Origin of the sequence: Pseudomonas sp. GCEP-101, assembly GCF_025133575.1 — a bacterium.
Classification (GTDB): Bacteria; Pseudomonadota; Gammaproteobacteria; order Pseudomonadales; family Pseudomonadaceae; genus Pseudomonas; species Pseudomonas nitroreducens_B.
Map to the genome: position 1 here is coordinate 4,145,102 of NZ_CP104011.1, position 26,614 is coordinate 4,171,715.

Annotated in this window: 25 protein-coding genes; 21 read left to right on the plus strand and 4 right to left on the minus strand. The window is 67.4% G+C overall.

Going from position 1 to position 26,614, the window contains the following annotated elements; genetic code table 11:
• Positions 1-53: 53 nt before the first annotated feature.
• Positions 54-617, minus strand: coding sequence for a hypothetical protein (locus N0B71_RS19055; protein WP_259754266.1), 564 nt, complete (start codon positions 615-617; stop codon positions 54-56).
• A gap of 422 nt (positions 618-1,039) precedes the next feature.
• Positions 1,040-2,224: a 4-hydroxybenzoate 3-monooxygenase gene (gene pobA, locus N0B71_RS19060; RefSeq protein ID WP_259754267.1), complete on the minus strand. Its 1,185-nt coding sequence runs from the start codon at positions 2,222-2,224 to the stop codon at positions 1,040-1,042.
• Between the two features lie 117 nt (positions 2,225-2,341).
• Here pobA and N0B71_RS19065 point away from each other — a divergent pair, with 117 nt between their 5' ends.
• The 6 genes from N0B71_RS19065 (at position 2,342) to N0B71_RS19090 (ending at position 8,027) form a co-directional block, all read left to right on the plus strand.
• Entirely contained in the window at positions 2,342-3,211 is an 870-nt protein-coding gene (locus tag N0B71_RS19065; RefSeq protein WP_259759616.1) for a helix-turn-helix domain-containing protein, read from the plus strand.
• Positions 3,212-3,217: 6 nt separating this feature from the next.
• Positions 3,218-4,147 carry a pca operon transcription factor PcaQ gene (gene pcaQ, locus N0B71_RS19070; protein WP_259754269.1) on the plus strand — a complete coding sequence of 310 codons (930 nt, stop codon included), beginning with the start codon at positions 3,218-3,220 and terminating at the stop codon, positions 4,145-4,147.
• A 117-nt stretch (positions 4,148-4,264) separates the two neighbouring features.
• The gene (pcaH, locus tag N0B71_RS19075) at positions 4,265-4,984 is read left to right on the plus strand and encodes a protocatechuate 3,4-dioxygenase subunit beta (protein ID WP_259754271.1); all 720 of its coding nucleotides are present in this window, start codon (positions 4,265-4,267) and stop codon (positions 4,982-4,984) included.
• Between the two features lie 12 nt (positions 4,985-4,996).
• Positions 4,997-5,602, plus strand: coding sequence for a protocatechuate 3,4-dioxygenase subunit alpha (gene pcaG, locus N0B71_RS19080; protein WP_259754272.1), 606 nt, complete (start codon positions 4,997-4,999; stop codon positions 5,600-5,602).
• Positions 5,592-6,671, plus strand: a complete 1,080-nt coding sequence (gene zapE / locus N0B71_RS19085) for a cell division protein ZapE (protein WP_259754273.1) — start codon at positions 5,592-5,594, stop codon at positions 6,669-6,671. Before pcaG ends, zapE begins: the two co-directional genes overlap by 11 nt.
• Positions 6,672-7,184: 513 nt before the next feature.
• Positions 7,185-8,027 (plus strand): IclR family transcriptional regulator, encoded by an 843-nt coding sequence (locus N0B71_RS19090; protein WP_017519476.1) that lies wholly within the window; start codon positions 7,185-7,187, stop codon positions 8,025-8,027.
• A gap of 6 nt (positions 8,028-8,033) precedes the next feature.
• Here N0B71_RS19090 and N0B71_RS19095 read toward each other — a convergent pair whose 3' ends face one another.
• Complete coding sequence (locus N0B71_RS19095) at positions 8,034-8,579, minus strand: RNA 2'-phosphotransferase (RefSeq protein ID WP_259754274.1); 546 nt, start codon at positions 8,577-8,579, stop codon at positions 8,034-8,036.
• A 311-nt stretch (positions 8,580-8,890) separates the two neighbouring features.
• Between N0B71_RS19095 and N0B71_RS19100 the strand changes: the two genes are divergently transcribed.
• The 13 genes from N0B71_RS19100 (at position 8,891) to N0B71_RS19160 (ending at position 24,101) form a co-directional block, all read left to right on the plus strand.
• Positions 8,891-10,240, plus strand: coding sequence for an MFS transporter (locus N0B71_RS19100; RefSeq protein ID WP_259754275.1), 1,350 nt, complete (start codon positions 8,891-8,893; stop codon positions 10,238-10,240).
• Between the two features lie 366 nt (positions 10,241-10,606).
• Positions 10,607-11,029, plus strand: a complete 423-nt coding sequence (locus tag N0B71_RS19105) for a GspH/FimT family pseudopilin (RefSeq protein ID WP_259759617.1) — start codon at positions 10,607-10,609, stop codon at positions 11,027-11,029.
• Entirely contained in the window at positions 11,026-11,568 is a 543-nt protein-coding gene (gene pilV, locus N0B71_RS19110) for a type IV pilus modification protein PilV (RefSeq protein WP_259754276.1), read from the plus strand. Before N0B71_RS19105 ends, pilV begins: the two co-directional genes overlap by 4 nt.
• Position 11,569: 1 nt before the next feature.
• On the plus strand, positions 11,570-12,346 hold the full coding sequence (locus N0B71_RS19115) for a PilW family protein (protein WP_259754277.1): 777 nt from the start codon (positions 11,570-11,572) through the stop codon (positions 12,344-12,346).
• A complete protein-coding gene (locus N0B71_RS19120; RefSeq protein WP_259754278.1) occupies positions 12,343-12,885 on the plus strand; it encodes a pilus assembly PilX family protein in 543 nt (180 codons plus the stop codon). Before N0B71_RS19115 ends, N0B71_RS19120 begins: the two co-directional genes overlap by 4 nt.
• Positions 12,886-12,913: 28 nt before the next feature.
• Complete coding sequence (locus N0B71_RS19125) at positions 12,914-17,251, plus strand: pilus assembly protein (protein ID WP_259754279.1); 4,338 nt, start codon at positions 12,914-12,916, stop codon at positions 17,249-17,251.
• 12 nt (positions 17,252-17,263) lie between these two features.
• On the plus strand, positions 17,264-17,677 hold the full coding sequence (locus N0B71_RS19130) for a type IV pilin protein (protein ID WP_259754280.1): 414 nt from the start codon (positions 17,264-17,266) through the stop codon (positions 17,675-17,677).
• 222 nt (positions 17,678-17,899) lie between these two features.
• On the plus strand, positions 17,900-18,853 hold the full coding sequence (locus N0B71_RS19135) for an AraC family transcriptional regulator (RefSeq protein ID WP_259754281.1): 954 nt from the start codon (positions 17,900-17,902) through the stop codon (positions 18,851-18,853).
• An 803-nt stretch (positions 18,854-19,656) separates the two neighbouring features.
• Positions 19,657-20,100, plus strand: coding sequence for a cupin domain-containing protein (locus tag N0B71_RS19140; RefSeq protein WP_259754282.1), 444 nt, complete (start codon positions 19,657-19,659; stop codon positions 20,098-20,100).
• Positions 20,101-20,250: 150 nt separating this feature from the next.
• Positions 20,251-21,618 (plus strand): benzoate 1,2-dioxygenase large subunit, encoded by a 1,368-nt coding sequence (benA, locus tag N0B71_RS19145; RefSeq protein ID WP_259754283.1) that lies wholly within the window; start codon positions 20,251-20,253, stop codon positions 21,616-21,618.
• Positions 21,618-22,103, plus strand: coding sequence for a benzoate 1,2-dioxygenase small subunit (gene benB, locus N0B71_RS19150; RefSeq protein WP_442964618.1), 486 nt, complete (start codon positions 21,618-21,620; stop codon positions 22,101-22,103). Before benA ends, benB begins: the two co-directional genes overlap by 1 nt.
• Before the next feature lie 78 nt (positions 22,104-22,181).
• Entirely contained in the window at positions 22,182-23,195 is a 1,014-nt protein-coding gene (gene benC, locus N0B71_RS19155; RefSeq protein ID WP_259754285.1) for a benzoate 1,2-dioxygenase electron transfer component BenC, read from the plus strand.
• A gap of 132 nt (positions 23,196-23,327) precedes the next feature.
• On the plus strand, positions 23,328-24,101 hold the full coding sequence (locus N0B71_RS19160) for a 1,6-dihydroxycyclohexa-2,4-diene-1-carboxylate dehydrogenase (RefSeq protein WP_259754286.1): 774 nt from the start codon (positions 23,328-23,330) through the stop codon (positions 24,099-24,101).
• An 18-nt stretch (positions 24,102-24,119) separates the two neighbouring features.
• On the opposite strand, the gene N0B71_RS19165 is transcribed toward N0B71_RS19160, so the two are convergent.
• On the minus strand, positions 24,120-24,992 hold the full coding sequence (locus tag N0B71_RS19165) for a LysR family transcriptional regulator (RefSeq protein ID WP_259754287.1): 873 nt from the start codon (positions 24,990-24,992) through the stop codon (positions 24,120-24,122).
• Between the two features lie 148 nt (positions 24,993-25,140).
• On the opposite strand from N0B71_RS19165, the gene N0B71_RS19170 reads away from it, so the two are divergent.
• Together N0B71_RS19170 and catC are read left to right on the plus strand one after the other, a co-directional pair.
• Entirely contained in the window at positions 25,141-26,262 is a 1,122-nt protein-coding gene (locus tag N0B71_RS19170) for a muconate cycloisomerase family protein (protein ID WP_259754288.1), read from the plus strand.
• 41 nt (positions 26,263-26,303) lie between these two features.
• Positions 26,304-26,594, plus strand: a complete 291-nt coding sequence (gene catC, locus N0B71_RS19175) for a muconolactone Delta-isomerase (RefSeq protein WP_089390365.1) — start codon at positions 26,304-26,306, stop codon at positions 26,592-26,594.
• Positions 26,595-26,614: the final 20 nt, after the last annotated feature.

Consider the following 26,614-nt stretch of genomic DNA (forward strand, 5'->3'; position numbering starts at 1 on the left):
ATTGGTAGGATGGCATTGAGCGAAGCGATGCCCATCGTCCATCAGGCGACCGCCTACTGTGCGGGGCGAAGCTCCAGCAGCAGGCTCAGGCAAATCGCCGCGCCGATCAGCAGCCCGACCACGCTGGCGATGATCAGCGGCCAGCGCAGGCCTGGGCTGTCGTCTTCGGCATCGGGAATGCGCGCGTGGATGCGGGGCCATAGGTCGTCCGGCGGCGGTAGTTCCGGCCAGGGCTCGTCGCTGGAGGGTGGCGACGAGTGATCGGCGAGCTGGTAGAGCAGGGCGACCATCCAGTCCAGTGCCGCCATGCGCGTGGGGTGGTAGTGGTCGGCGTCGGTCCAGACGTGCAGGTAGGTGTTGACCAGCAGCGCGTCGGCGGCTGACTGATCGGGCTTCAGCTTCAGCGCCAGGGGATAGAGGCGTGGGGCCGTGCAGCGGTACAGCGTGGCGAAGGCGCGCGCATCGCCGTCGCCGCTTTCGGCGAGCAGGTAGCTGAGGAAGTTCGCTTCGTCCGGGTCGATGGCAGCCTCCGGCGGTTTCGCGGCGAGCGGCGTGGCGGGAGGGGTAAGGATAGTGGGTGATGCGGGTGACTTCGCGCTTGGGCGGTTCGCGAGCAAGCTCGCTCCTACAGGGTCAGCTTCGGAGCGCTGGCTCTTGTAGGAGCGGAGCTTCTCCGCGAAATCCCGGCGCAGGCGGGCCCAGAGGAGCACCGGCCTGTCGGCCGGGTCGCGGATGAATCCGCTCCTACAGGGGCTGGCCCGGCGCTGGAGCCTTGCGTGTAGGAGCGGGCCATGCCCGCGAACCGCGCCCGTGGGGCATTTCTACAGGCCGGGCTTTGGAGCGTGCGGCTTTTTGTAGGAGCGGAGCTTCTCCGCGAAATCCCGGCGCAGGCGGGCCGAGAAGAGCACCGGCCTGTCGGCCGGGTCGCGGATGAATCCGCTCCTACAGGGGCTGGCGCGGCGCTGGAGCCTTGCGTGTAGGAGCGGGCCATGCCCGCGAACCGTGCCCGCGGGGCATTCCTACAGCGGGGAATCCGCTGTCAGGCCACGGCCTCGAATGGCAGCCCGACGTAGTTCTCGGCGATGGTCGTGCGGCCGGCCTCGGAGCCGAGGAAGTAGTCCAGCTCGGTCTCCAGCATGCGCCGGGTGAAGGCGTCGCTGTCGGGGAACTGGTGCAGCATCGAGGTCATCCACCAGGAGAAGCGCTCGGCCTTCCAGATGCGCCGCAGGGCAATGGGCGAATACTGCTCCAGCAGGTCGCTGCGGCCTTCGCCGTAGACCTTCACCAGGATGCGGTACAGCGTGTTCACGTCGCTGGCGGCCAGGTTCAGGCCCTTGGCACCGGTGGGCGGAACGATGTGGCCGGCGTCGCCGACGAGGAACAGCCGGCCATATTGCAGTGGCTCCACCACGAAGCTGCGCAGCGGGGCGATGCTCTTTTCCAGTGACGGACCGGTGATCAGCTGGCGCGCGGCGTCTTTAGGGATGCGGCGCTTGAGTTCGTCCCAGAAGCGCTCGTCGGACCAATCCTCCACCTTCTCCTCCAACCCCACCTGCAGGTAATAGCGGCTGCGGGTGGCGCTGCGCTGGCTGCACAGGCTGAAGCCGCGCTCGCTGCTGGCGTAGATGAGTTCGTGGTTGACCGGCGGGGTATCGCTGAGCAGACCGAGCCAGCCGAACGGGTAGACGCGCTCGAAGACGCTCAGCCGCTCGGCGGGAATACTGCGCCGGGCCACGCCGTGGAAGCCGTCGCAGCCGGCGATGTAGTCACAGTCCAGGCGCACGCGCTCGCCCTGGTGAGTGAAGGTGACGTAGGGCTTTTCGCCGGTAACGTCGTGCAGCTCGACGTCGGCCGCTTCGTACACGCTCATCGCGCCGCTGGCCGTGCGAGCCTGCATCAGGTCGCGGGTGACTTCGGTCTGGCCGTAGACCATCACCTGCTTGCCGCCGGTGAGGGCCTTGAGGTCGATGCGCTCGCGGCGGCCATTGAGCACCAGTTCGAAGCCATCGTGGAGCAGGCCCTCGGCGTCCATCCGCGCGCCGGCGCCAGCTTCGCGCAGCAGGTCGGTGGTGCCCTGTTCGAGCACGCCGGCGCGGATGCGCCCGAGCACGTATTCGGGGGTCTGGCGTTCGAGGATCACGCTGTCGATGCCAGCGGTGTGCAGCAGTTGGCCCAGCAGGAGGCCGGCAGGCCCGGCGCCGATGATGGCGACTTGAGTCTTCATGGGGTGGCTCCTTGGAGAGCGCTGTTGTTTTTGTCTTCTGCATTTTTTGTGGATGGGAACGGCCTTTGAAGGTAATTTCCAACACTCTTCTTGGACTTTTCATGGATGTGGGCGGTGATCGAACAACCTGCTGATGCGCCGGTCCCGGTGTTCCGCCTGTATGGCGAGACGACGGTGTGGCCGACGCCGGACCTGATCCACTGCGAGTCCATCGCCTCGCGCAGCCGCCTGCACGATTGGGAGATCCGCCCGCATCGGCATGGCGACCTGGTGCAACTGCTGTATGTGCAATCCGGCGCGGCGGAACTGGAAGTGGAGGGGCGCGTGACGCCGGTGCGGGAGGCGTCGCTGCAGGTCACGCCGGCGCTGGCGGTGCATGGTTTTCGCTTCGCCGAGGATGTGCAGGGCTGGGTGCTGAGCATGGGCCTGCCGCTGGCCGAGCAACTCGGCGGCCTGCTGCACAGCAACGTGCTGGAGCAGCCGGCGTGCTTCGCCGTGGGCGAGGGCAAGCGCCAGCTGGATGCCCTGTTCGAGTCCATCGACCGCGAATATGCCCAGCAGGCGCCGGGCCGCGACCTGATGCTGCAATCGCTGCTGAACATGCTGCTGGTCTGGCTCAGCCGCCGTGCCCTGGAGCAATCCCGGGCGGAGGCGAGCCAGCAGGATCGCGGCGTCGAGCACGTGCATGCGTTCGCCCGCCTGCTGGAGCAGGACTTTCGCCTGCACCGGCCCATCGAGCATTACGCGGCGGCCCTGGGCATCAGCGCCGCGCACCTCAATGCGCTGTGCCGGCGCCTGGCCGGGCAGTCGGCGCTGCAGATGATCCACCAGCGCCTGCTGCTGGAGGCCAAGCGCAATCTGGTGTACACCGCCATGACCATCCAGCAGGTATCGGACAGCCTGGGCTTTTCCGAGCCCGCCTACTTCTCCCGTTTCTTCAAGCGCTATGCCGGGGTGTCGCCCCGCGCATTCCGCGAGCCGCGTTGAGCCGCCATGAATATCGATTCGCGTATCAAGTTCCGCCACCTGGTGTGTTTCCTCGAAGTGGCCCGGCAGGGCAGCCTGGCCCGCGCGGCGGACGTCCTGGCGGTCAGCCAGCCGGCGATCTCGAAGACGCTCAAGGAGCTGGAGGATCTGCTCGACGCCAGCCTGTTCGAGCGCGGCAAGAGCGGCGCCAGCCTGACCGAGGCGGGCGTGGCCTTCCTGCGTTACGCCGGCCCCTGCGTGCAGGCGCTGCGGGACGGGGTAAACAGCCTGCGCGGCGGCGAGTACGCCTCCAGCACCGTGCGCCTGGGCGTGCTCTCCACCGTGGAGAGCCTGCTGATGCCGGAGACGGTGCGGCGTCTGCACCAGCGCCACCCGGCGCTGGTGGTCAGCGTGGTGACCGGGCCGAGCGCCCACCTGCTCTCGCAATTGCGCGTCGGCGAACTGGACCTGGTAGTGGGCCGCATGACCGAAAGCCCGCAGATCCAGGGCCTCGCCTTCGAACACCTGTACAGCGAGTCCATGACCCTGGTGGCCCGCGCCGGCCACCCGCTGCTGGGCCGGCCGCTGCCGCCCTCGGCGCTGGACGACTGGCCGCTGGTGCTGCCGCTGGCCGGCACCACCATCCGCAAATCCGCCGACAGCCTGCTGGTGCAAAGTGGCCTCGGCCAGCCGCGCCAGCGCCTGGAAACACTCTCCACAGTACTCAGCCGTCGTTATGTATTGACCAGTGACGCCCTGTGGATCGCCCCGCTGGATTCGGTGCGCCTGGACCTGCGCTCCGGCGAGATCGTCGAACTGCCGCTGGATGTACAGGAGCCGGGCGGTTCGGTGGGGGTCTGCAGCAACTCGACGCTGCCGCTTTCGCTGGGCGCGCACTGGTGCCTGGAGGTACTGCGGGAGGTGGGCGAGGCGTACCGGGAAGGAACTTATCCATAACCATATGGTTATGGATGGAGGGCATCTTTTCAGTTTTCGGCGTCAGGCTTGCCGGCGACACTTCGCCGCACTGCCTGATGCAACAGGCTCCGATAAATCCAACAACAGGAGACCGACATGTCCGACGCGGAGAACAGCCGCTTCGTCATTCGTGACCGAAACTGGCACCCCAAAGCCCTCACGCCCGACTACAAGACCTCCATTCCCCGCTCGCCGCGCCAGGCGCTGGTGAGCATTCCGCAGTCGATCTCCGAAACCAGCGGCCCGGATTTCTCGCACCTGAAGATGGGCGAGCACGACAACGACCTGCTGCTCAACTTCAACCAGGGCGGCCTGCCCATCGGCGAGCGCATTCTCGTCTCCGGCCGGGTCATGGACCAGTACGGCAAGCCCGTGCCGCACACCCTCGTGGAGATGTGGCAGGCCAACGCCGGCGGCCGCTACCGCCACAAGAACGACCGTTACCTGGCGCCGCTGGACCCGAACTTCGGCGGCGTCGGCCGCGCACTGACCGACAGCGAAGGGCGCTACATCTTCCGCACCATCAAGCCTGGCCCGTACCCCTGGCGCAACGGCCCGAACGACTGGCGCCCGGCGCACATCCACTTCTCCATCAGCGGCCCGTCGATTTCCACACGGCTGATCACCCAGCTGTACTTCGAGGGTGACCCGCTGATCCCGATGTGCCCCATCGTCAAGTCCATCGCCAATCCGGACGCGGTGCAAAGCCTGATCGCCAAGCTCGACATGAGCAACGCCAACCCCATGGACTGCCTGGCTTACCGCTTCGACATCGTACTGCGCGGCCAGCGCAAGACACATTTCGAGAACAAGTGAGGAGGACCGACCATGCCTATCGAACTGCTGCCGGAAACCCCCTCGCAGACCGCCGGCCCCTATGTGCACATCGGCCTGGCGCTCGCCGCCGCCGGCAACCCGACCCGTGACCAGGAAATCTGGAGCGAGATGGCCAAACCCGGCGCGCCCGGCGAGCACATCCTGCTGATCGGCCACGTGTATGACGGCAATGGCCACCTGATCCGCGATTCGTTCCTGGAGCTGTGGCAGGCGAATCACGAAGGCGTGTACGACACTGCCTACGATCTGGAGAAGCCCTTCAACGGCTTCGGACGTACCGCAACGACCTTCGACGCCGGCGAATGGCAGGTGCGGACCATCAAGCCCGGCGTGGTGAAAAACGCCGCCGGCGTGCCCATGGCGCCGCACATCAACCTGTCGCTGTTTGCCCGTGGCATCAACCTGCACCTGCAGACCCGCCTGTACTTCGACGACGAAGCGCAGGCGAACGCCGTGGACCCGGTCTTGAACCTCATCGAGCAGCCCGAACGTCGGCAAACCCTCATTGCAAAGCGTTGCGAGGTGGACGGGAAGCTCGCTTACCGGTTTGATATCCGCGTCCAGGGCAATGCGGAAACGGTGTTCTTTGACTTCTGACACACGACTACATGCAGCATCCGCCGAATCGGTCGCCGACCGTGTTCGGCGGCACTTCGCCGCCGCGCTCGACGAGCGCGGCTACCGGGCGGACGATGCCCAGATGGCGGCGGTGGACCACCTCGCCAGCTGGCTCGACGATTTCCTCGCTGGCCGCCATGGCTTCCTGCGCAAGCCGGTGGCCGGCGTCTACCTGTGGGGCGGGGTAGGGCGCGGCAAGAGCTTCGTCATGGACCAGTTCTTCGCCGCCGCACCGACCCAGGCCAAGCGCCGCGTGCACTTCCACGCCTTCCTGCAGGAATTGCAGCGGCGCATGCTGGCAATCACCGGGCAGTCCGATCCGCTGGTACGCGTGGCCCGCGCCATCGCCGAGGAAACCCGGCTGCTGTGCTTCGACGAATTCCACGTGCACGACATCGGCGACGCCATGCTCCTGGGGCGGATGCTGAAGGTTTTGGTGGACGAAGGTGTAGGCCTGGTCTGTACGTCCAACTACGAGCCGGAAAACCTCTGTCCGAATCCGCTGTACCGCGAGCGCTTCCGCCCGGCCATCGAGCTGATCGAAAAGCGCTTCGACGTGATTTCGGTGGATGCCGGGCAGGACTACCGCGAGCACAGCACGTCGCTGGAGGAGTGGGGCAGCTTCCTCTGGCCGGCCCGTGCCGATGATCTGGAGTTGATCGGCTCCCGGCTGGGGTTGGCGGCGGACGCGACGTTCGACGAGGTACTCAACGTCAATCACCACCCGCTGAAAGTGCATGCCCACGATGACAGCTGCGCGTGGATGGACTTCAGCGAGATGTTCGAACGCCCGCGCTCGGCCAGCGACTACCTGTGGCTGATCGAGCATTACCCGCGCATGGCGGTGAGCGGCCTCGGCCCGCTGGCGGACTATCCGCCGGACGTGAGCATGCGCTTTCTCAACTTCATCGACATCGCCTACGACCGCCAATTGAAGCTGCAGCTGTTCGCCACGGTGTCGCTGGATGAGCTGGCGGCGGGCGGTGCGGCCCTGGACTTTTCGCGCACGCTGAGCCGGTTGCGGCAGTTGAAGCTGGAGCCGTTGTAGAGGGCTGCTGAGCGGGCGGGCGAGCTCTGTTCGCGAGCAAGCTCGCTCCTACAGGTCCGTTCCCGCTCTTCGTAGGAGCGAACTTGCTCGCGAACCAACGCCTGGCGCGGCTGCGCCAACGGAAAGCGACCGCTCCTGCCGCCGAACGTCCCGTGTAGGAGCGGGCCATGCCCGCGACCGACCGATGCGCTGAGCTGGCGGGAACCCATCGCGGACGAAGTCCGCTCCTACGCAACCGGTTGGTCCGCGGCGGGGTCGTGCCCTCTCCCTAGCCCTCTCCCTGAAGGGAGAGGGGACAGGTTCGCCGCAGGTTGAAATGATGGCATCAGCCGGTACGGACAGCTCCCGCTCCCTTCGGAGCGTGGCGCGCAGCCAGGGCGCGGGAAGGGTTGAGGGGCGCAAACAGTTTCCCAGCTATCCGCGAAGCACCGTTCGGTAATCGGCTACTTGTGTTGCGATTATCGCCCGCCCGTGTCGATAATCGCCCGGCATCTGCCTGCCAGGATAACCACAATGACCGACGCTCCCCGTGCCAGCCTGCCGCCCCTCGCGCCGCCGATCATCGCTTCGCCCGCCAAGCGCATCGAGGCCTTCACTGGCGACCCGAACTTCATGACCTCGCTGGCCCGGGGGCTGGCGGTGATCCATGCCTTCCAGGAGCGCAAGCGCCACCTGACCATCGCGCAGATCAGCCACCGCACCGAAATCCCCCGCGCCGCCGTGCGTCGCTGCCTGCACACGCTGATGAAGCTGGGCTACGTCACCTCCGACGGCCGCACCTATTCGCTGCTGCCCAAGGTACTGACCCTCGGCCATGCCTATTTGTCCTCGACGCCGCTGGCAGTCACCGCGCAGCCGATTCTCGACCGCTTGAGCGAGCAACTGCACGAGGCCTGCTCCATGGCCACGCTCGAAGGCGACGAGATTCTCTACATCGCCCGCTCAGCCACGCCGCAGCGCCTGATCTCCGTGGACCTCAGCGTGGGCAGCCGCCTGCCGGCCTACTGCACCTCCATGGGCCGCATCCTGCTCGCGGGGCTGAATGACGACGCCCTGGAGGACTACCTCGCCCACGCCGACCTGCAGGTGAAGACCAGCCGCACCGTGCACACGCCGGAAATGCTCCGCGCCAGCATCGCCGAAATCCGCCAGCAGGGCTGGGTGATCATCGACCAGGAACTGGAAGTGGGCCTGCGCTCCATCGCCGTGCCGCTGAAGGATTCCGCCGGCCAGGTGCTCGCGGCGCTGAACGTCGGCACCCACGCCGGCCGCGTGTCGCGCCAGGAGCTGGAAACACGCTTCCTGCCGGTGCTGCTGGAGGCCAGCCGCGAGTTGGGGACGCGGCTGTTCCATTGATCGCGGTCAGCGCTGCTCCAGGTAGGTCGAGGGGACGGCGTCGGCCAGCCAGACGCCGTTGGCCGAGCGGTAGAATCGGTGACCGTCGCGCCACATCTGGCCGCTGCGCACGACCAGGATGGTCGGCTTGCCGCGTCGCGAGCCAACCCGGTCGGCGGTTTCGCGGTCCGCACTGAGGTGCACGTGCTGGCGCGTCATGGGCTTGAGGCCGTCTGCCAGGATCGCCGCCATCGCCGCGGGAACCGTGCCGTGATAGAGCACTTCGGGTGGCTCGCACGGCTCCAGTTGTAGATCGATGCGGACCGAGTGGCCCTGGTTGGCGCGGATGCGCAGGCCGTCCTCGCTGAGGGCAAAGCGTTGCTTGTCATTGTTCGCGACCACTTCATCGAGCATCGCGCGGTCGAATCGATGGCCCTTGCGAGCTGACTGCGCCAGCAGTTCATCGATGTTCGCCCAGCCATTGGCGTCGAGGGTCAGGCCGGCGCTTTCCGGGCTGTGGCGCAGGATCAGCGACAGCCACTTGCTGATGGATTTCCTTTCGTTGTCGTTCATTTCTTCCTCTGAATGTCCTGTTGGGCGCGGCGCATTTTAGCCGCAGCAGGCAGGGCGGGTAATCCTGTTCGCTAACCGCCCACAGGCGCGATTATCGAATTGAACGGCTGGGCGTCTCTTCGTACTGTTGCTTCACCCGTCCAGCCGGACGGGCCATAACAACAATGAGCGTCAGCCATGGCCACTGTGTGCCTGCCCCGTCCGCCGGTTCGTGCGTCCACCGGCTCGCGCCTCATTCCTGTCCAGCTTGCGGGAGTGCCAGGCGATCCAGCCGACCTTCCCGCGACGACGCCTTCGCAGGAAGTCTTCGCATGACCAGTTCCGCCCGCGTGCCCGCTGCCGGCACTCTCGACGTCCAGTCCTTCATCAACGCCCAGCCGCTGTCGCTGTATCAGTGCCGCATCGTGCTGCTGTGCTTCCTCATCGTGTTCCTCGACGGCCTCGATACCGCCGCCATGGGCTTCATCGCGCCGGCGCTGACCCAGGACTGGGGCATCGACCGCGCCAGCCTCGGCCCGGTGATGAGCGCCGCGCTGATCGGCATGGTGTTCGGCGCCCTGGGTTCCGGCCCGCTGGCCGACCGCTTCGGCCGCAAGGGCGTGCTGGTGGTGGCGGTGTTCCTGTTCGGCCTGTTCAGCCTGATCTCGGCCTACAGCAGCAACCTCGATCAGTTGCTGGTGCTGCGCCTGCTGACCGGCATCGGCCTGGGCGCGGCGATGCCCAATGCCACCACGCTGCTCTCCGAATACACCCCCGAGCGCCTCAAGTCGCTGCTGGTGACGAGCATGTTCTGCGGCTTCAACCTGGGCATGGCGGCGGGCGGTTTCGTCTCCGCCAAGCTGATCCCGGCCTACGGCTGGCACAGCCTGCTGCTGCTCGGCGGCGTGCTGCCGCTGCTGCTGGCGGCGGTGCTGCTGGTGTGGCTGCCGGAATCGGCGCGCTTCCTGGTGGTGCGCAACCGTGGCGCGGATAGGGTCAAGCAGGTGTTGGCGCCCATCGCGCCGGCCGAGGTGGTCGCCGCGCGGGACTTCAGCGTGCCCGAGCAGAAGACGGTGCAGAGCCGCAACGTGTTCAAGGTGATCTTCGCCGGCACCTACAGCGCGGGCACGCTGCTGCTGTGGCTGACCTATTTCATGGGCCTGGTGATCGTCTACCTGCTGACCAGCTGGCTACCGACGCTGATGCGTGACGCCGGCGCGAGCATGGAGCAGGCGGCGTTCATCGGTGCGCTGTTCCAGCTGGGCGGTGTGCTCAGCTCGGTCGCGGTGGGCTGGGCCATGGATCGCTTCAACCCGCACAAGGTCATCGGCATCTTCTACTGCCTGGCCGGGGTGTTCGCCTATTTCGTCGGGCAGAGCCTGGGCACCGTGACGCTGCTGGCGACCCTGGTGCTGGCCGCCGGCATGTGCGTGAACGGCGCGCAGTCGGCCATGCCGTCCCTGGCGGCGCGCTTCTACCCGACCCAGGGGCGCGCCACCGGGGTGTCCTGGATGCTCGGCATCGGCCGCTTCGGCGCCATCCTCGGCGCCTGGATCGGTGCGACGCTGCTGGGCCTGGGCTGGAACTTCGAGCAGGTGCTGACCGCCTTGATGGTGCCCGCGGCCATCGCCACGGCGGCCGTGCTGGTCAAGGGCCTGGTGAGTCACGCCGACGCAACCTGACAGACGTTTCTGAAGGGGCCGCGATGCACGATCGCGGCCCTTCTGCCAGCCGCCATCGCCGGCTTGGCGACGCCCGACATTCTGTCGGTTGCTCTGGCGTCAAAAGGATGAGCGGTCGCTGAGCGGGAACGAGCGGTCGAAATTTCCTGCCTTTTCGCCAAATCCGATTCAACTCCCTGAAGAAATTGCTGTCGGACCAATAGCCAATCTTTGTCTTGGCACCCCGCAAGGGGGCTCCTTTGGGAGCCAGCCACCTGACCATCGTTGGAAAAATCCATGGTTCTTCATGCAGTTGGATGCTCAGTTTCCCGCCCCACCGTGCGGCGGGGTCGCGGACGCCAGGAAGGCTTTTCCCTGGTGGAATTGATGGTGGTGGTCGCGTTGCTGGCGATCTTCGCCGGCGTGGCGCTGCCAGGCTTTCGCTACCTCATCGAATCCAGCCGGGTGCAGAGCGGCGCCACGACCCTCTACCGGCTGCTCCAGGCGTCGCGCGCCGATGCGGTGAACACCCGCCAGACCCTCACCCTTTGCCCCGCCAGCGGCAACCTGCAGTGGGTGGTGGTGCGCGCCAGCACCTGCGGCTCGCTGGCCGGCAACCTGGTCAGCCAGCGCCTCGACCTGCCCGGCAGCCTGAGCGTCAGCAGCAGCGTCAACGCGCTCTCGTTCAAGCCCGATGGCACCGCAGCGGCGGCTGACCTGGGCATTGCCAGCAGCGGCACCAGCAAGGCGTTCAGCATCAAGGTGGCCGCCTCGGGCTACATCAACCTGCAAGGGGCGAGCGCCCAATGAGCCGGCCCATGGCGGGCTTCAGCCTGGTGGAGGTGCTGGTGGCGCTGCTGGTCACCTGCATCGGCGTGCTGGGCATGCTGGCGATGCAGGGGCGCACCATCGGCTACGCCCAGGACACCCTGCTGCGCAGCAACGCGGCGGAACTGGCGGACGAGCTGATGGAGATGATGCGCACCGACCTGTATTCCACCCAGGACGGCAGCGCCGCCCAGGTGCTGCCCCCTAGCAACTGGGGCTACTACAAGGCCGCCAGCGCGGCGTTCCCCAGCGCGCCGGGCAGCTGCGCCTCGCTGGCGTCGCTGACCGCCAGCCAGCGCCTGGCCTGCTGGGCGCAACGGGTGAACCAGGCATTGCCGGGCGCCTCGGGCCTGGCCAGCGAGTTCCATGTGTGCCGCACCAATGGCACCGGTCCCTGCACCGGCAGCGGTTCGGCCATCGAGATCCAGCTGGCCTGGCGGGTGAAGGCGGGCGAGTGCCTGGACGCGAGCGCCACCGGCGACGACACCATCTGTCGCTACGTGCTGCGGGAGGAACCCTAGGATGCGTCGGCCAGGCGCGTGCCGGCAGGGCGGTGTGACGCTCATCGAACTGATGATCGCCATGGGCCTGAGCCTGTTCCTGATTCTTGGCGTGACGCAGATGTTCCTCGATGGGCAGAACCGTTCGCGTTACTTCGATGGCCAGGCGCAGAACCAGGACAACGCGCGCTACGCCCAGCAGATGCTCGACGGGCGCCTGTCCAAGGCCGGCTACCGACGCCTGCCGTCTTCGCGCATGAGCGCGGCGTTTCCCGCGCAGAGCACCAACGGCTGCGTCTTCGCTGCCGGGCAGGCGCTGGTGCGGGTCGACGCCAACACCCTCTGCCTGCGCTACCAGCCGCGCGACCCCAGCGATACCGACTGCACCGGCGCGTCGCTGGGCGGCCGTAGCGGGGTGAACAAGCCGTACAGCACCTACAGCCCGAGCAACAACGTGGTGGAGAAGCTCACCCTCAGCGGTGACCAGCTGACCTGCAACGGCACCACGCTGGTGGAGAACGTGGCCGCGCTGCGCTTCGACTTCGGCGTGGATACCAGCAACGACGAATTCGATCGCCAGGTGAGGCAGTACGTCGCCGCGCCCGCCGCGGGGCAAACCGTGCGCAGCCTGCGTTACGCGCTGCTGCTGGCCAGCAGCGAATCGGTCAGCGGCGGCCTGGCCGCGACCACCTGCCAGCGCTGGCAGGACCTGTACGGCAGCAAGGTCTGCACCGATGGCGACGGGCCCGTGCGGCGCATCGTCAGCGGCACCAGCATGCTGAGGAACCTGATGCCATGAACCGACAGACTTTCCACCGTCAGCGCGGCGCGGTGCTGTTCGTCGCCCTGGTGATGTTGCTGCTGATCACCCTGGCCGCCGTGGCGGGCATGCGCGGCATGCAGCTGGAGGGCCGGATGACCGGCAACCGCCTGGAGCAGCACCGCCTGATGAGCGCGGCGGAATCCGCGCTGCGCGAAGGGGAAGGGCGCCTGCGCAGAAGCACCCGCGCGCTGGATAACTGCACGGCGGGCACCACGCCGTGCTTCACCGCGCCGGCGACTAGCTACGCCACCGACTTCAGCAAGTCCAACCTCTACGCCGGCCTCGACGGCAGCACCCGCCTGCTGCGCAGCGCGCGCTGGTACCTGCGCTACATCGCCAACAACTGCAAAGGCGGCGCCGGCGGCAGCGCCAACTCCTACCTGTCGAAGGGGCAGGTGGGCTGCACCTACTACTACGAGGTCAATGCCCAGGCCTACAAGGGCACCGCCAGCGGCAAGGCCTGCGGCGCCGATGCGCTGTGCCTGCGCTCGACCTTCGGGTTGGTGATCCCGTGAACCGTTCCGCTGGAAGGATGCCGACGACATGGCCCATCCCCTGAGCCTGCTGCGCGCGACGCTCCTGCTGCTCGCCTGGCTGGCGAGCGCCCAGGCCTTTGGCGCCTCGCTGGCGCAGACGCCGCTGCTGGTCAGCAACATCGCCCCGCCGATGAACATGCTGGTGGTCGGCCGCGACCAGAAGCTGTACTTCCCGGCCTACAACGACGCCTCGGACATCGACGGCGACGGCCAACTGGATACCTACTACAAGCCAAGCATCGACTACACCGGCTACTTCGACTCCTACAAGTGCTATGTCTACGACGCGCTGAGCGGCACCTTCGCGCCGTCCAGCACCACCAGCACCAAGCGCTGCACCAGCGCGGCCGGGCGCTGGAGCGGCGACTACCTGAACTACCTGACCATGTCGCGCCTGGACGTGCTGCGCAAGGTGCTCTACGGCGGCTACCGCTCCACCGACAGCGGCCTGGCCACGGTGCTCGAGCGCGCCTTCATCCCCAACGACGCGCACAGCTGGGGCAAGGAGTACCTGAGCGTTGCGCGCGACGGCTACAACCTGGCCGACTACACGCCGATCAGCGCGCCCACCAACGGCAAGTACGTGCTCTTCGCCAACACCTCCATCGGCAGCGGCACCCTGGGCGCCTACAGCAGCGCCGCGGTGCCCCGCCTGCGCATCATCACCAGCACCCAGCAGACCCTGGGCACCTACCGCATCTGGGGCTGGGTCTCGCGGGAGTCGGCCCAGGGCACCAATACCCTCACCAGCACCACCAACAGCGACGCCACCATCGCCCCGGCCTACGACCTCAACGTGCGCGTGCAGGTCTGCGTGGCCGGCCTGCTGGAAAGCAACTGCGCCCAGTACGGCAGCCTCTACAAGCCCACGGGCGTGCTGCACGACTATGGCGCCGCCGACAAGATGTACTTCGGCCTGGTCACCGGCACCTATGCCAACAACCTGCGCGGCGGCGTGGTGCGCAAGGCCGCGGCGTCCTTCAGCAACGAATACAGCAGCACCACCGGGCGCTTCCTCACCGATGCCAGCAGTGGCAGCGGCTGCCTCAACGGCCGCTGCTACGTGAACAACAGCGGCATCGTCGCCAACCTGGACCGCCTGGTGTTTTCCGCCGGCTGCACCGACGCCACCGGCTACAACCTCAACCCGCTGGTCAACGGCAAGTGCGTGGACTGGGGCAACCCGCTGGGCGAAATGGCCTACGAGACCCTGCGCTACTACGCCGGCAAGGCGCCCACCGCGGCCTATGCCGCCGGTGCCACCGACACCGCCCTCGGCCTTTCCAGCCTGAGCACCTGGGCCAATCCCTACAGCACCTATCCGTCCTGCACCCGGCCGTTCATGACGCTGATGAGCGACGTCAACCCCAGCTACGACTCGGATGTGCCGGGCAGCACCCTGGGCACCGACAGCCGCCCGACTACCGACATCGGCTTCGACTTCGCCAGCATCGGCGCCACCTTGTGGAGCCGCGAGGTGGGCGGCAGCGCGTCGGTGAACGTCGGCCAGTCCGGCGCCAGCAACGATTCGGCGCCCACCGCCAAGACCGCCAGCAGCTTCGCCAGCATTCGCGGGCTGGCCGAGGAACCCACGCGCCAGGGCAGCTACGCCACCTCCGCGGTGTCCTTCTTCGGCAGCCAGAACGCCCTGACCACCGCCGGCTCGAACCGGGTGCAGAGCTTCTCCATCGCCCAGTCCTCGACGCTGCCCAACATCCGCATCAAGACCAGCAAGGGCACGCTGCGCCTGGTGCCGTTCAGCATGAACGTCAGCCAGAACGTGGTCAGCCAGATCACCGGCTTCTACATCGACACCCTCACCCGCGACAGCGCCGGCAACCTCACCGCCATCACCTTCCGCGTGGTCTACGACGACTCTGCCCAGGGCCGCGACTACGACATGGACGCCATCGTGCTCTACACCGTGACGGCGAAGAGCGACGGCAGCGTGGACGTCACCAGCCGGACCGAGTATTCGGTGGCCGGCGACGAATCCCACATGGGCTACACCATGGCTGGCACCACACGGGATGGCGTGTACCTGGAGGTCACCGGCGGCGGCAGCGGGTCCGTGCGCAACAAGCTCGACACGCCCGATGGCCGGTACCCCGGCGACTGCTCGGCAACCGGCGTCACCTGCGCCCTGCTGCCCGGCCTCAACGGCAGCAGCGGGGCGCTCAGCGGCGGCCGCCTGGCCTATCACACGCGCACCTTCACGCCCTCGGCAACCACGGCCGTGACCAACCTGCAGGACCCATTGTGGTACGCCGCCAAGTACGGCAAGACCGACCTGGTCAACTGGGACCGCGACGGCGACGGCGTCCCGGACAACTACTTCCTGGTCAGCAACCCCGGCAAGCTCGCCTCCCAGCTCAAGTCCGCCTTCGACGACATCCTCCAGCTCAACACCTCGGTCGCCGCGGTGGCGGTGGACTCGCAGTCGCTGGACAGCGGCAGCTACACCTACGTCCCCACCTTCGTCACTGGCGACTGGACCGGCGATCTGGTGAAGAAGCAGAAGACCCTGACCACCACCAGCACCGGCGCGATCACCACGACCACCACCACGCTGTGGCGCGCGTCGGCGCAACTGGGCACGCCCAGCACGCGCAACATCCTCTTCGCCAGGAATGGCGCGCTCAGCGCATTCAACTGGAACAACCTGACGGCGGCCCAGCAGACCCAGCTCAACCGCACCGTCGCCGGCGTGGTGGACAGCCAGGGGCAGGCGCGGGTCGGCTTCCTGCGCGGCGAGAACAACAGCTTCCGCACCCGCACCACGCTGCTGGGCGACATGATCAATTCGGCGCCGGTGCTGGTCAGCGGCTCCGACTACCTGGCCTCGCGCGCCGATGCCCTGGAGGGCAGCACGACCTACGCGGCGTATGCCACGGCGCTGGCGGCAAAACCCTCGGTGGTCTACGTCGGCGCCAACGACGGCATGCTGCACGCCTTCAACGCCGCCACCGGCGCCGAGCTGTTCGCCTTCATCCCCAGCGCCGTCATCCCCAACCTCAATGCCCTCACCGCGCCGGACTACGGCAAGCAGCAGGGCACCGAGCACCGCTACTTCGTCGACGGCACGCCGGTGGTCTCCGATGTCTACTACGGCTCGGCCTGGCACAAGGTGCTGGTGGGCAGCCTCGGCGCCGGCGGCCGCGAGGTGTTCGCCCTCGACGTCACCGACCCCACCGCGCCCAGGTTGCTCTGGGAGTTCACCAGCGACAACGACAGCAGCCTCGGCTACACGGCGGCGCGGCCATCCATCGCCCGCCTGCACAACGGCAAGTGGGTGGCGCTGGTGCCCAATGGCTACGATATCGGCAGCAGCAGTGCCGCACTGCTGATCATCGACATCCAGACCGGCGCGCTGCTGCGCAAGATCACCGCCACCCCGAACCTCTCCGCCGCCGAAACCGCCTCGCTGGACGCGCTGAACAATGGCCTGTCGCGCCTGTTCGTCGCCGACGCCAACAGCGACGGCATCGCCGACTATGCCTATGGCGGCGACCTGCTGGGCAACCTCTGGCGCTTCGACCTCATCGACACCAGCCTGAGCGACCCGCTCAACAGCGCCGCCGCCGAGGCGCGCTACGCCGTGTCCTTCGGCGGCAACCCGCTGTACGTCGCGCGCAACGCCAGCGGCACGCGCCAGCCGATCACCAGCGCGCCGTCCCTGGTCGACCATCCCAGCGGCATCGGCTACATCGTCGCCTTCGGCACAGGGCGCTACCTGCTCACGTCCGACAAGACCTCCACTGCGCCCCAGAGCCTTTACGGCATCTGGGACCGCAAGGTCGCCGGCGAGGCCACCAGCGTCTCGCTGACCGCCGCGCGCACGCGCAGCAACCTGCAGGCGCAGACGCTCACGGCGGGCACCTTCAACGGCACGTCGACCTACACCCTGAGCAACAACGCGGTGGCCTGGTACGACAGCTCCGGCAACACCGCCGATGCCAACGTCAACAGGTGGGGCTGGTACTTCGACTTCCCCGTGGCGGGCGAGCGGCAGATCTACGACATGACGCTCTATGGCGCCAGCCTCATCTTCAGCAGCTCGACGCCGCAGACCGGCACCTGCGCCGCCGGCCTCTCCGGCACCCGCTACGCCATCGATCCCGAAAGCGGCGGGCTGACGCTCTACAACGTCTTCGACCTGAACAACGACGGCACCTTCGACGCGCTCTCGGGATTCATCACCGGCGGTGGCGATATCACTGTCTCCGGTGGCTACACCTACACCGGCGCCGAAGGGGGTGGCACCAGCGTGCTGCCCGATGCCATCCACACCAACACCGGCGCCGTCAGCGGCCGGCGCACCTGGCAGATCCAGCCAGCCAACTGACAGGAACAGCACATGAAGCAACAGCGGCGCGAGCGGGGCTTCACCCTGATCGAACTGATGATCGCGGTGGTGATCGTGGCGATCCTCGCCGGCATCGCCTTTCCCAGCTACCAGCGCTACGTGCTGCGCAGCCATCGGGTAGAAGCCCAGGCGCTGCTCAGCGAGGCCGCCGCCCGGCAGGAACGCTACTACTCGCAGAACAACGCCTATGCCAGCACGGCGGCGGCGCTGAACATGACCAGCCAGGTCAACGCGCTGCAGTACTACAGCCTGGCGATCTCCAACGTCACCGACACCAGCTACACGCTCACCGCCACTGCCCAGGGCGCCCAGGCCAAGGACGGCCAGTGCCTGAGCCTGAGCATCGACCAGGCCGGCACCCGCAGCAACACCGGCACGGGAACCGGCACCACCTGCTGGCAGTGAGCCGGCGCCGAAAGCGTGCGATTGGCGAACACTGCGCCACAGGTCCAATGGCGCAGGTCAGGTCGGGCCTCTAGGGTGTAGCGCATTCGCGGGCCTGCCTTGCGCCTGAAAATGCCCGCGCGACCGTCCATCTCCGCCACGGCCCGTGCTCCGGGCCGCGGCATAGACTGGGTGCACGAGCCGCGACGAAGAGCGCGGCCATCCACAAGAGTGAGTGCCTGTATGCAAAGCCTGCTGAGCGAGCGCAGCCGTGTGTTCGAGCGTGCCGATCCCTATGCGGTGTCCGGCTACGTCAACCAGCATGTCGGCAGCCACGACCTGCGCCTGCCAGCCCATGGCCAGCCGCAGGCCAGCCTCAACCACCGGCGCTTCGCCAGCCTGGACCTGTGCCGCATCAGCTATGGCGGCGCAGTGCGCGTCACCTCGCCGGCACTGGAGAGCATCTTCCACCTGCAGATCCTCCTCAGCGGCCACTGCCTGTGGCGCAGCCAGCGCCAGGAGCACGCCCTGGCGCCGGGCGAGCTGCTGCTGATCAACCCGGACGACCCGGTGGACCTCACCTACTCGGACGACTGCGAGAAGTTCATCCTGAAGATTCCGGTGACCCTGCTCGAAGCCATCTGCGCCGACCAGCGCTGGCGCCACCCGCGCGCCGGCGTGCGCTTCACCGAGAACCGCTACCGGCTGGGCGAGCTGGAAGGCTTCGTCAACCTGCTGTCGATGATCTGCCAGGAGTCCGAGGCCAGCGAGCGCCTGGCGCGGGTGGACGAGCACTACCAGCAGATCGTCGCCAGCAAACTGCTGACCCTGCTCAAGACCAACGTCAGCCGCGAGCCCATCGCCGGCGCCAGTGCGTCCTTCGAGCGCATCGAGGCGTACATCGAGGGGCACCTGCGCGAGGACATCGACATCGAGGCACTGGCGCGCCAGGCGTCCATGAGCCTGCGATCCCTCTATGCGCTGTTCGAGCGCCACGCCGGCACCACACCGCGCCAGTACATCCGCCGGCTCAAGCTGGAGCGCATCCGCGCCTGCCTGAGCGATCCGGCGTGCCCGGTGCGCAGCGTCACCGAGCTGGCCCTGGACTATGGCTTCCTGCACCTGGGGCGCTTCGCCGAAGGCTACCGGCAACAGTTCGGCGAACTGCCCTCGGAGACGCTCCGGCGCCGCGGCTGACCGCCGCCCGCGCCCGTATAGGAGCGGGCCCTGCCCGCGATCGCGCGCATGGCGCGCTCCTACAGGCCGACTTCGACGTTTTCTTTTACGTAGGAGCGGACTCCGTCCGCGATGCTTTGCTTCGGGCTGGGTGTTTCAGCGCCGCTTCGGCATGCGCGCGGACTTCCCGTTTCGCCCCCTCGGGCGAGTTACTTTCTCAAACGACAGAAAGTAACCAAAGGTCTTGCCCCGGACATCCGGTTTTTCGCTGAGGCGAAAAATTCCCTCGCTCCAGCGAAGTTTCAGAGGCACGCGCTGACGGGCCATCCCTGGCCCGACAGCGCTCTCGCGGCATCCATGCCGCTCAACCCCTGAAACTCCGCTTCCACTCGGCCTCCTGAACGGGGCATTCGGCGCGTGCGGATGTTTCCCTGGAAGTCTCATCAGAGCCAGAGCGGCGTGGGGCGGCTCGTGGTAGGAGCGAGCTTGCTCGCGACCGCCCAACGCTGAACCCCCTTGTAGGAGCGGGCCATGCCCGCGAAATCCACCGCGGCGGAATGGGGCCTGCAAGGTGAACTCCTTGGCTTGCACGCAGACGCTCCTGGTGCCGGCGTGCCGGCACATCGCGGACAAACCCCGCTCCTGCGCATCCGCCCATTCCAGCATTGATCGGCAGGCGCCGCGCGGCGGCGAATCGCAGGCGTGGCCCGCTTCTACAAGGCAGACCCTGCCGTTCCTCCGATTCCCCGCTCCGCTTGCGCGGATGGGGCTGTACTGGAAAGAGGCGTGCGCAATTCCAGCGCCGTCCCCGGGAGGTCGCGTCCATGCATCCCACCCCGTTCATCCTCACGCCGAGCGAGCGCAGCCCGGCGCTCAATGTGGTCGGCATCCGCATCAACGTGCTGGTGGCCGACACCGATTCGGCAGCGCAGCGAATCACCTTCCAGACGGGCGAGGAGGGCGCCGGGCCGCCGCCGCATACCCATGACTGGGACGAGTCCTTCTATGTGCTGCACGGCGAGGTCGTCTTCACCGTCGCCGAGCGCACCGCCGCCTGCCATCCCGGCACGCTGATCCATATTCCCGCCGGCACCCTGCATGGCTTCCACTTCGGCCCCGGCGGCGGCGAGATGCTGGAGATCACCGGCAGCCAGAGCCAGGCCATCGAGATGTTCCGCGCGCTGGATCGCGAACTCCCGCCCGGCCCGCTGGACGTGCCGAAGACCGTCGCCGTGGCCGGCGAATACGGCGTCATCTTCCGCCTCTGAACGCCCGGCCGGCCCACCCGCGCGGGCCGCATCCCGGCTTCACGGCAACCGTGCAGAAAACGGATAGCACTCTGCACACAGCGGATATTGCCCCTGCGACCCCAGCCCTAACCTGAGCCTGCCTGAACAATAACAACGGAGGCCCCGGCCATGTCCCTGGGTATCGAGTACTTGCGTTCGCTGCTTGAGGAAGACCCCGAGAAGGGCGTCTACCGCTGCCGGCGGGAGATGTTCACCGACCCGCGCCTGTTCGACCTGGAGATGACCCACATCTTCGAGGGCAACTGGGTCTACCTCGCCCATGAGAGCCAGATCCCGGAGAAGAACGACTTCCTCACCACGATGATCGGTCGCCAGTCGATCTTCATCGCGCGCAACAAGGAAGGCCAGCTCAACGCCTTCCTCAACGCCTGCAGCCACAAGGGCGCCATGCTCTGCCGGCACAAGTCCGGCAACCGCGCGAGCTACACCTGCCCCTTCCACGGCTGGACCTTCAACAACTCCGGCAAGCTGCTCAAGGTCAAGGACCCGGCCGAGGCGGGCTACCCGCAAGGCTTCAACTGCGAAGGCTCCCACGACCTGACGAAGGTCGCGCGCTTCGAGTCCTACCGCGGCTTCCTCTTCGGCAGCCTGAAGGCCGAGGTCAGACCGCTGGTGGAGCACCTGGGCGAGTCGGCGAAGATCATCGACATGATCGTCGACCAGTCCCCCGAAGGCCTGGAAGTGCTGCGCGGATCGAGCAGCTACATCTACGAAGGCAACTGGAAGCTCACCGCCGAGAACGGCGCCGACGGCTACCACGTGAGCTCCGTGCACTGGAACTACGCCGCCACCCAGAACCAGCGGCAGCAGCGCGAAGCAGGCGGCGAGGTGAAGACCATGAGCGCCGGCGGCTGGGCCAAGCAGGGCGGCGGTTTCTACTCCTTCGACCATGGCCACTTGCTGCTCTGGACCCGTTGGGCCAACCCCGAGGCGCGCCCCGCCTTCGAGCGCCGCGACGAACTGGTCCGCGACCATGGCCAGGCCCGTGCCGACTGGATGATCGAGAATTCGCGCAACCTGTGCCTGTACCCCAACGTCTACCTGATGGACCAGTTCAGCTCGCAGATCCGCATCGCCCGGCCCATCGACGTCAACCGCACCGAGATCACCATCTACTGCATCGCCCCCAAGGGCGAGAGCAGCGCGGCGCGCGCCCAGCGCATCCGCCAGTACGAGGACTTCTTCAACGTCAGCGGCATGGCCACGCCGGACGACCTGGAGGAGTTCCGTTCCTGCCAGCAGGCCTACCAGGGCAGTGCCGGCGGCTGGAACGACCTGTCGCGCGGGGCGCAGCACTGGGTCGAAGGCGCCGATGCCGCCGCGCGGGAGATCGATCTTGCGCCGGCGCTGTCCGGCGTACGCACCGAGGACGAAGGCTTGTTCGTGCGGCAGCACCAGTACTGGCAGCAGACCATGATCGACGCGCTGGCCGCCGAGCAGGCCACTCGCATCGCGCTGAAAGAGGAGGGCGTGTGATGAGCCGCTACGAGACCGTGCGCGACTTCCTCTACCGCGAAGCCCGCTACCTCGACGACAAGGACTGGGACGCCTGGCTGGAGCTGTACGCCGCCGACGCCACCTTCTGGATGCCCGCCTGGGATGACCGCGACCAGCTCACCGAGGACCCGCAGCGGGAAATCTCGCTGATCTGGTACGGCAACCGCGGCGGCCTGGAAGACCGTGTGTTCCGCATCAAGACCGAGCGTTCCAGCGCGACCCTGCCGGACACCCGCACCTCCCACAACCTCAGCAACATCGAGGTGCTCGGCGAGGCCGACGGGCAGTGCCGGGTGCGCTTCAACTGGCACACGCTGAGCTTCCGCTACAAGACCGTCGACAGCTACTTCGGCACCAGTTTCTACACGCTCGATGTGCGTGGCGAGCAACCGCGGGTGTTGGCGAAGAAAGTGGTCCTGAAGAACGACTACGTCAGACAAGTCATCGACATCTACCACATCTGACTTCGCCGGCAGGGCTGTGCGTCGCGCGCGTGGATTCGCCGCGCGCGACGCCGCCTGCGCGGCGCCGAGGTGCACGCCATGAACCACAAGATCGCCCTCAACTTCGAAGACGGCGTTACCCGCTTCATCGACGCCAGCCCCAGCGAAACCGTGGCTGACGCGGCCTACCGCCAGGGCATCAACATCCCGCTGGATTGCCGCGACGGCGCCTGCGGCACCTGCAAGTGCTTCGCCGAGGCCGGCCGCTACGACCTGGGCCAGGACTACATCGAGGATGCGCTGAGCGAGGAGGAAGCCCAGCAGGGCTACGTGCTCACCTGCCAGATGCGTGCGCAGAGCGACTGCGTGGTGCGCGTGCCGGCTTCCTCGCAGGTCTGCAAGACCGCCCAGGCCAGCTTCGAGGCGAGCATCAGTGCGGTGCGCCAGCTGTCCGACAGTACGATTTCGCTGTCCATTCGCGGCGAGTCGCTGAGCACGCTGGCCTTCCTGCCGGGGCAATACGTCAACCTGCGGGTGCCGGGCAGCGAGCAGAGCCGCGCCTACTCCTTCAGCTCGTTGCAGAAGGACGGCGAGGTGAGCTTCCTCATTCGCAACGTGCCGGGCGGGCTGATGAGCAGCTTCCTCACCGGGCTTGCCAAGGCCGGTGACACCATGACCCTGGCCGGCCCGCTGGGCAGCTTCTACCTGCGCGAGATCAGGCGGCCGCTGTTGCTGCTGGCCGGCGGCACCGGTCTTGCGCCCTTCACCGCGATGCTCGAACAGATCGCCGAGCGCGGCAGCGAACATCCGCTGCACCTGATCTACGGCGTCACCCACGATGTCGACCTGGTGGAGCTGGACCGCCTGGAGGCCTTCGCCGCGCGCATCCCCACCTTCACCTGGAGCGCCTGCGTGGCCAGCCCGCAGAGCACCCACCCGCGCAAGGGCTATGTCACCCAGCACATCACACCGGCGCACCTGAACGACGGCGAGGTGGACATCTACCTCTGCGGCCCGCCGCCGATGGTCGAGGCGGTGAGCCAGTACATCCGCGAACAGGGCATCACCCCGGCGAACTTCTACTACGAGAAGTTCGCGGCGAGCGCGGCCTGAATTCGACAACCAAAACTCAGGCGTGACGGATCCTTGTAGGAGCGAGCTTGCTCGCGAACAGCTTCACAGCGGGGCTTGGTTCGCGAGCAAGCTCGCTCCTACAGGGGGGCCACCTGATGCGATGAGGTCACCATGAATAGATTCGACAACAAGACCGCCCTCGTCACCGGCGCCGCCCAAGGCATCGGCCGCCGCGTCGCCGAGCGGCTGGTGGAAGAGGGCGCGACGGTCATCGCCGTGGACCGCTCCGAGATCGTCCACGAGCTGCAGGACGCCCTCGGCCAGCGTGGCGAGGTGCTGACGCTGACCGCCGACCTGGAACGCTTCGCCGACTGCCAGGGCATGGTCGCCCAGGCGCTCGCGCGCTTCGGCCGCCTCGACATCCTCATCAACAACGTCGGCGGCACCATCTGGGCCAAGCCCTTCGAGCACTACGCCGAAGAGGAGATCGAAGCCGAGGTGCGCCGCTCATTGTTTCCCACCTTGTGGTGCTGCCGCGCGGCGCTGGTGCCGATGCTGGAGCAGGGCGCGGGCGCCATCGTCAACGTGTCGTCCATCGCCACCCGAGGGGTGAACCGCGTGCCCTACGGCGCCGCGAAGGGCGGGGTGAATGCGCTGACCGCCTGCCTGGCCTTCGAGACCGCCGAACGCGGCGTGCGGGTCAATGCCACCGCGCCGGGCGGTACCGAGGCGCCGCCGCGACGCATCCCGCGCAACGCGGCGCAGCAGAGCGAAGAGGAGCAGCGCTGGTACCAGCAGATCGTCGACCAGACCGTGGGCAGCAGCCTGATGAAACGCTACGGGACCCTCGACGAGCAGGCCGGCGCGATCCTCTTCCTCGCTTCCGACGAGGCCAGCTACATCACCGGCGTGACCCTGCCGGTGGGTGGCGGCGACCTGGGCTGAGGCGCCGCGATCATGCGTCTACGGCAGCTTCGCGCCGATCAGGTGCAGGCAGCGTTGCAGCGGCGCGCTGACGTCGCCACGGCGCTGGCTGAGAATGATCGGCGAGACCGCCTCGGCGTCGGTCAGCGTGACGTAGCCGATGTCGGCGCGGTGCTGCTGTTGCACCGACGCCGGCACCAGCGCCACGCCCAGGCCGGCGGCGACCAGGCCGATGGCGGTCTGCAGCTCGTTGGTCCACTGCGCCACGCGGATGCCCAGGCCGTGGTTAGCGAACAGCGCCAGCACATGGTCGGCGTAGCTGGGGCGCGGGTTGGCGGGGTAGAGCACGAAGTCCTCGCCGGCCAGCCGTTCCAGGCTCAGCGGCGCGCCGAGCAGGCAGTGCCCGGCGGGCAGCACGGCGACCATCGGCTCCTCGCGCAATACCTGCTGGGTAATGGCCGGATCGTCGATGCGGATGCGCCCGAAGCCGATATCGATGCGCCCACTCTTGAGCGCCTCGACCTGCTGCACCGTGGTCATTTCCTGCAACCCCAGCTCCAGTCCGGCGTCACCGCGCAGCTCGCGGATCAGCTCGGGCAGCCCGTCGTACAGCGTCGAGGGCGCGAAGCCGATGCCGAACCACTGGCGTTCGCCCAGGCCGATGCGCCGGGTGCTCTGGCAGATGCTCTCCAGTTGCGCCAGCAGGGTGCCGGTCTGCTCGTGGAAGTAGCGCCCGGCGTCGGTCAGGCGCAGCGGTCGGCCACGCTCCAGCAGGGGCACGCCGAGCAGTTCCTCGAGCTGCTGGATCTGCCGGCTCAGCGGCGGCTGGGCGATGTGCAGGCGCTCGGCGGCGCGGGTGAAGTTGAGGGTGCCGGCCACTTCGCGGAAGTAGCGCAGGTGTCGCAGCTCCATCATACCTCCAGGGTATGCAACAAGACGGCATCGATATTGGACTGCCCGCAGGCCCCGGCGCAATCCTTCGTTCACCGTGAAACGACCTGCCGGGTATCGCCACAGCGCGACCCGGCCCCTTCAGAAATCCCAGACCGGAACGCCGTCCATGAGTAGCCCCGTCATCGAACGCATCGAGTCGATCATCGTCGACCTGCCGACCATCCGCCCGCACAAGCTGGCCATGCACACCATGCAGCAGCAGACGCTGGTGATCATCCGCCTGCGCTGCTCCGACGGCGTCGAGGGCATCGGCGAAGCGACCACCATCGGCGGCCTGGCCTACGGCAACGAGAGCCCGGAAAGCATCAAGGCCAACCTCGACGCGCACTTCGCGCCGCTGCTCACGGGCCAGGACGCCAGCAACATCAACGCCTGCATGCAGTGCCTGGACAAGGCGATCAAGGGCAACACCTTCGCCCGCTCCGGCATCGAGAGCGCACTGCTGGACGCCCAGGGCAAGCGCCTCGGCCTGCCGGTCAGCGAGCTGCTCGGCGGCCGCGTGCGCGACAGCCTGGAGGTGGCCTGGACCCTGGCCTCCGGCGACACCGCCCGCGACATTGCCGAAGCCGAGCAGATGCTCGACATCCGCCGCCACCGCATCTTCAAGCTGAAGATCGGCGCCAACCCGCTGGAGCAGGACCTCAAGCATGTGGTGGCGATCAAGCAGGCCCTCGGCGAGCGCGCCAGCGTGCGCGTGGACGTCAACCAGGGCTGGGACGAGTCCCAGGCCATCCGCGGCTGCCAGGTGCTCGGCGAGAACGGCATCGACCTCATCGAACAGCCCATCTCGCGGATCAACCGCAGCGGCCAGGTGCGTCTGAACCAGCGCAGCCCGGCGCCGATCATGGCCGACGAGTCCATCGAGAGCGTGGCCGACGCCTTCAGCCTCGCCGCTGACGGCGCGGCCAGCATCTTCGCCCTGAAGATCGCCAAGAACGGCGGCCCGCGCGCCGTGCTGCGCACCGCGCAGATCGCCGAAGCCGCCGGCATCGCGCTGTACGGCGGGACCATGCTCGAAGGCGCGGTCGGCACCCTGGCCTCGGCCCACGCCTTCCTCACCCTGGAGAAGCTGACCTGGGCCACCGAACTGTTCGGCCCGCTGCTGCTCACCGAGGAAATCGTCACCCAGGCGCCGGTCTACCGCGACTTCCAGCTGCACGTGCCGCGCACGCCCGGCCTGGGTCTGACGCTCGACGAGGAGCGCCTGGCGCGCTTCCGCCGCCCCTGATTCGAAAGCCTTTCCGACTGCCCGATAGAGGAGAAGACCCGATGCTGTTCCACGTGAAGATGACCGTGAAATTGCCCGTCGACATGGACCCGGCCAGGGCCGCCCAGCTCAAGGCCGACGAGAAGGAACTGGCCCAGCGCCTGCAGCGCGAGGGCAAGTGGCGCCACCTGTGGCGCATCGCCGGGCATTACGCCAACTACAGCGTGTTCGACCTCGCCAGCGTCGAGGAACTGCACGACACCCTGATGCAGCTGCCGCTGTTCCCCTACATGGACATCGAGGTCGACGGGCTCTGCCGCCATCCGTCCTCGATCCATGCCGACGACCGCTGATTTTCGTACGACTCGACAAG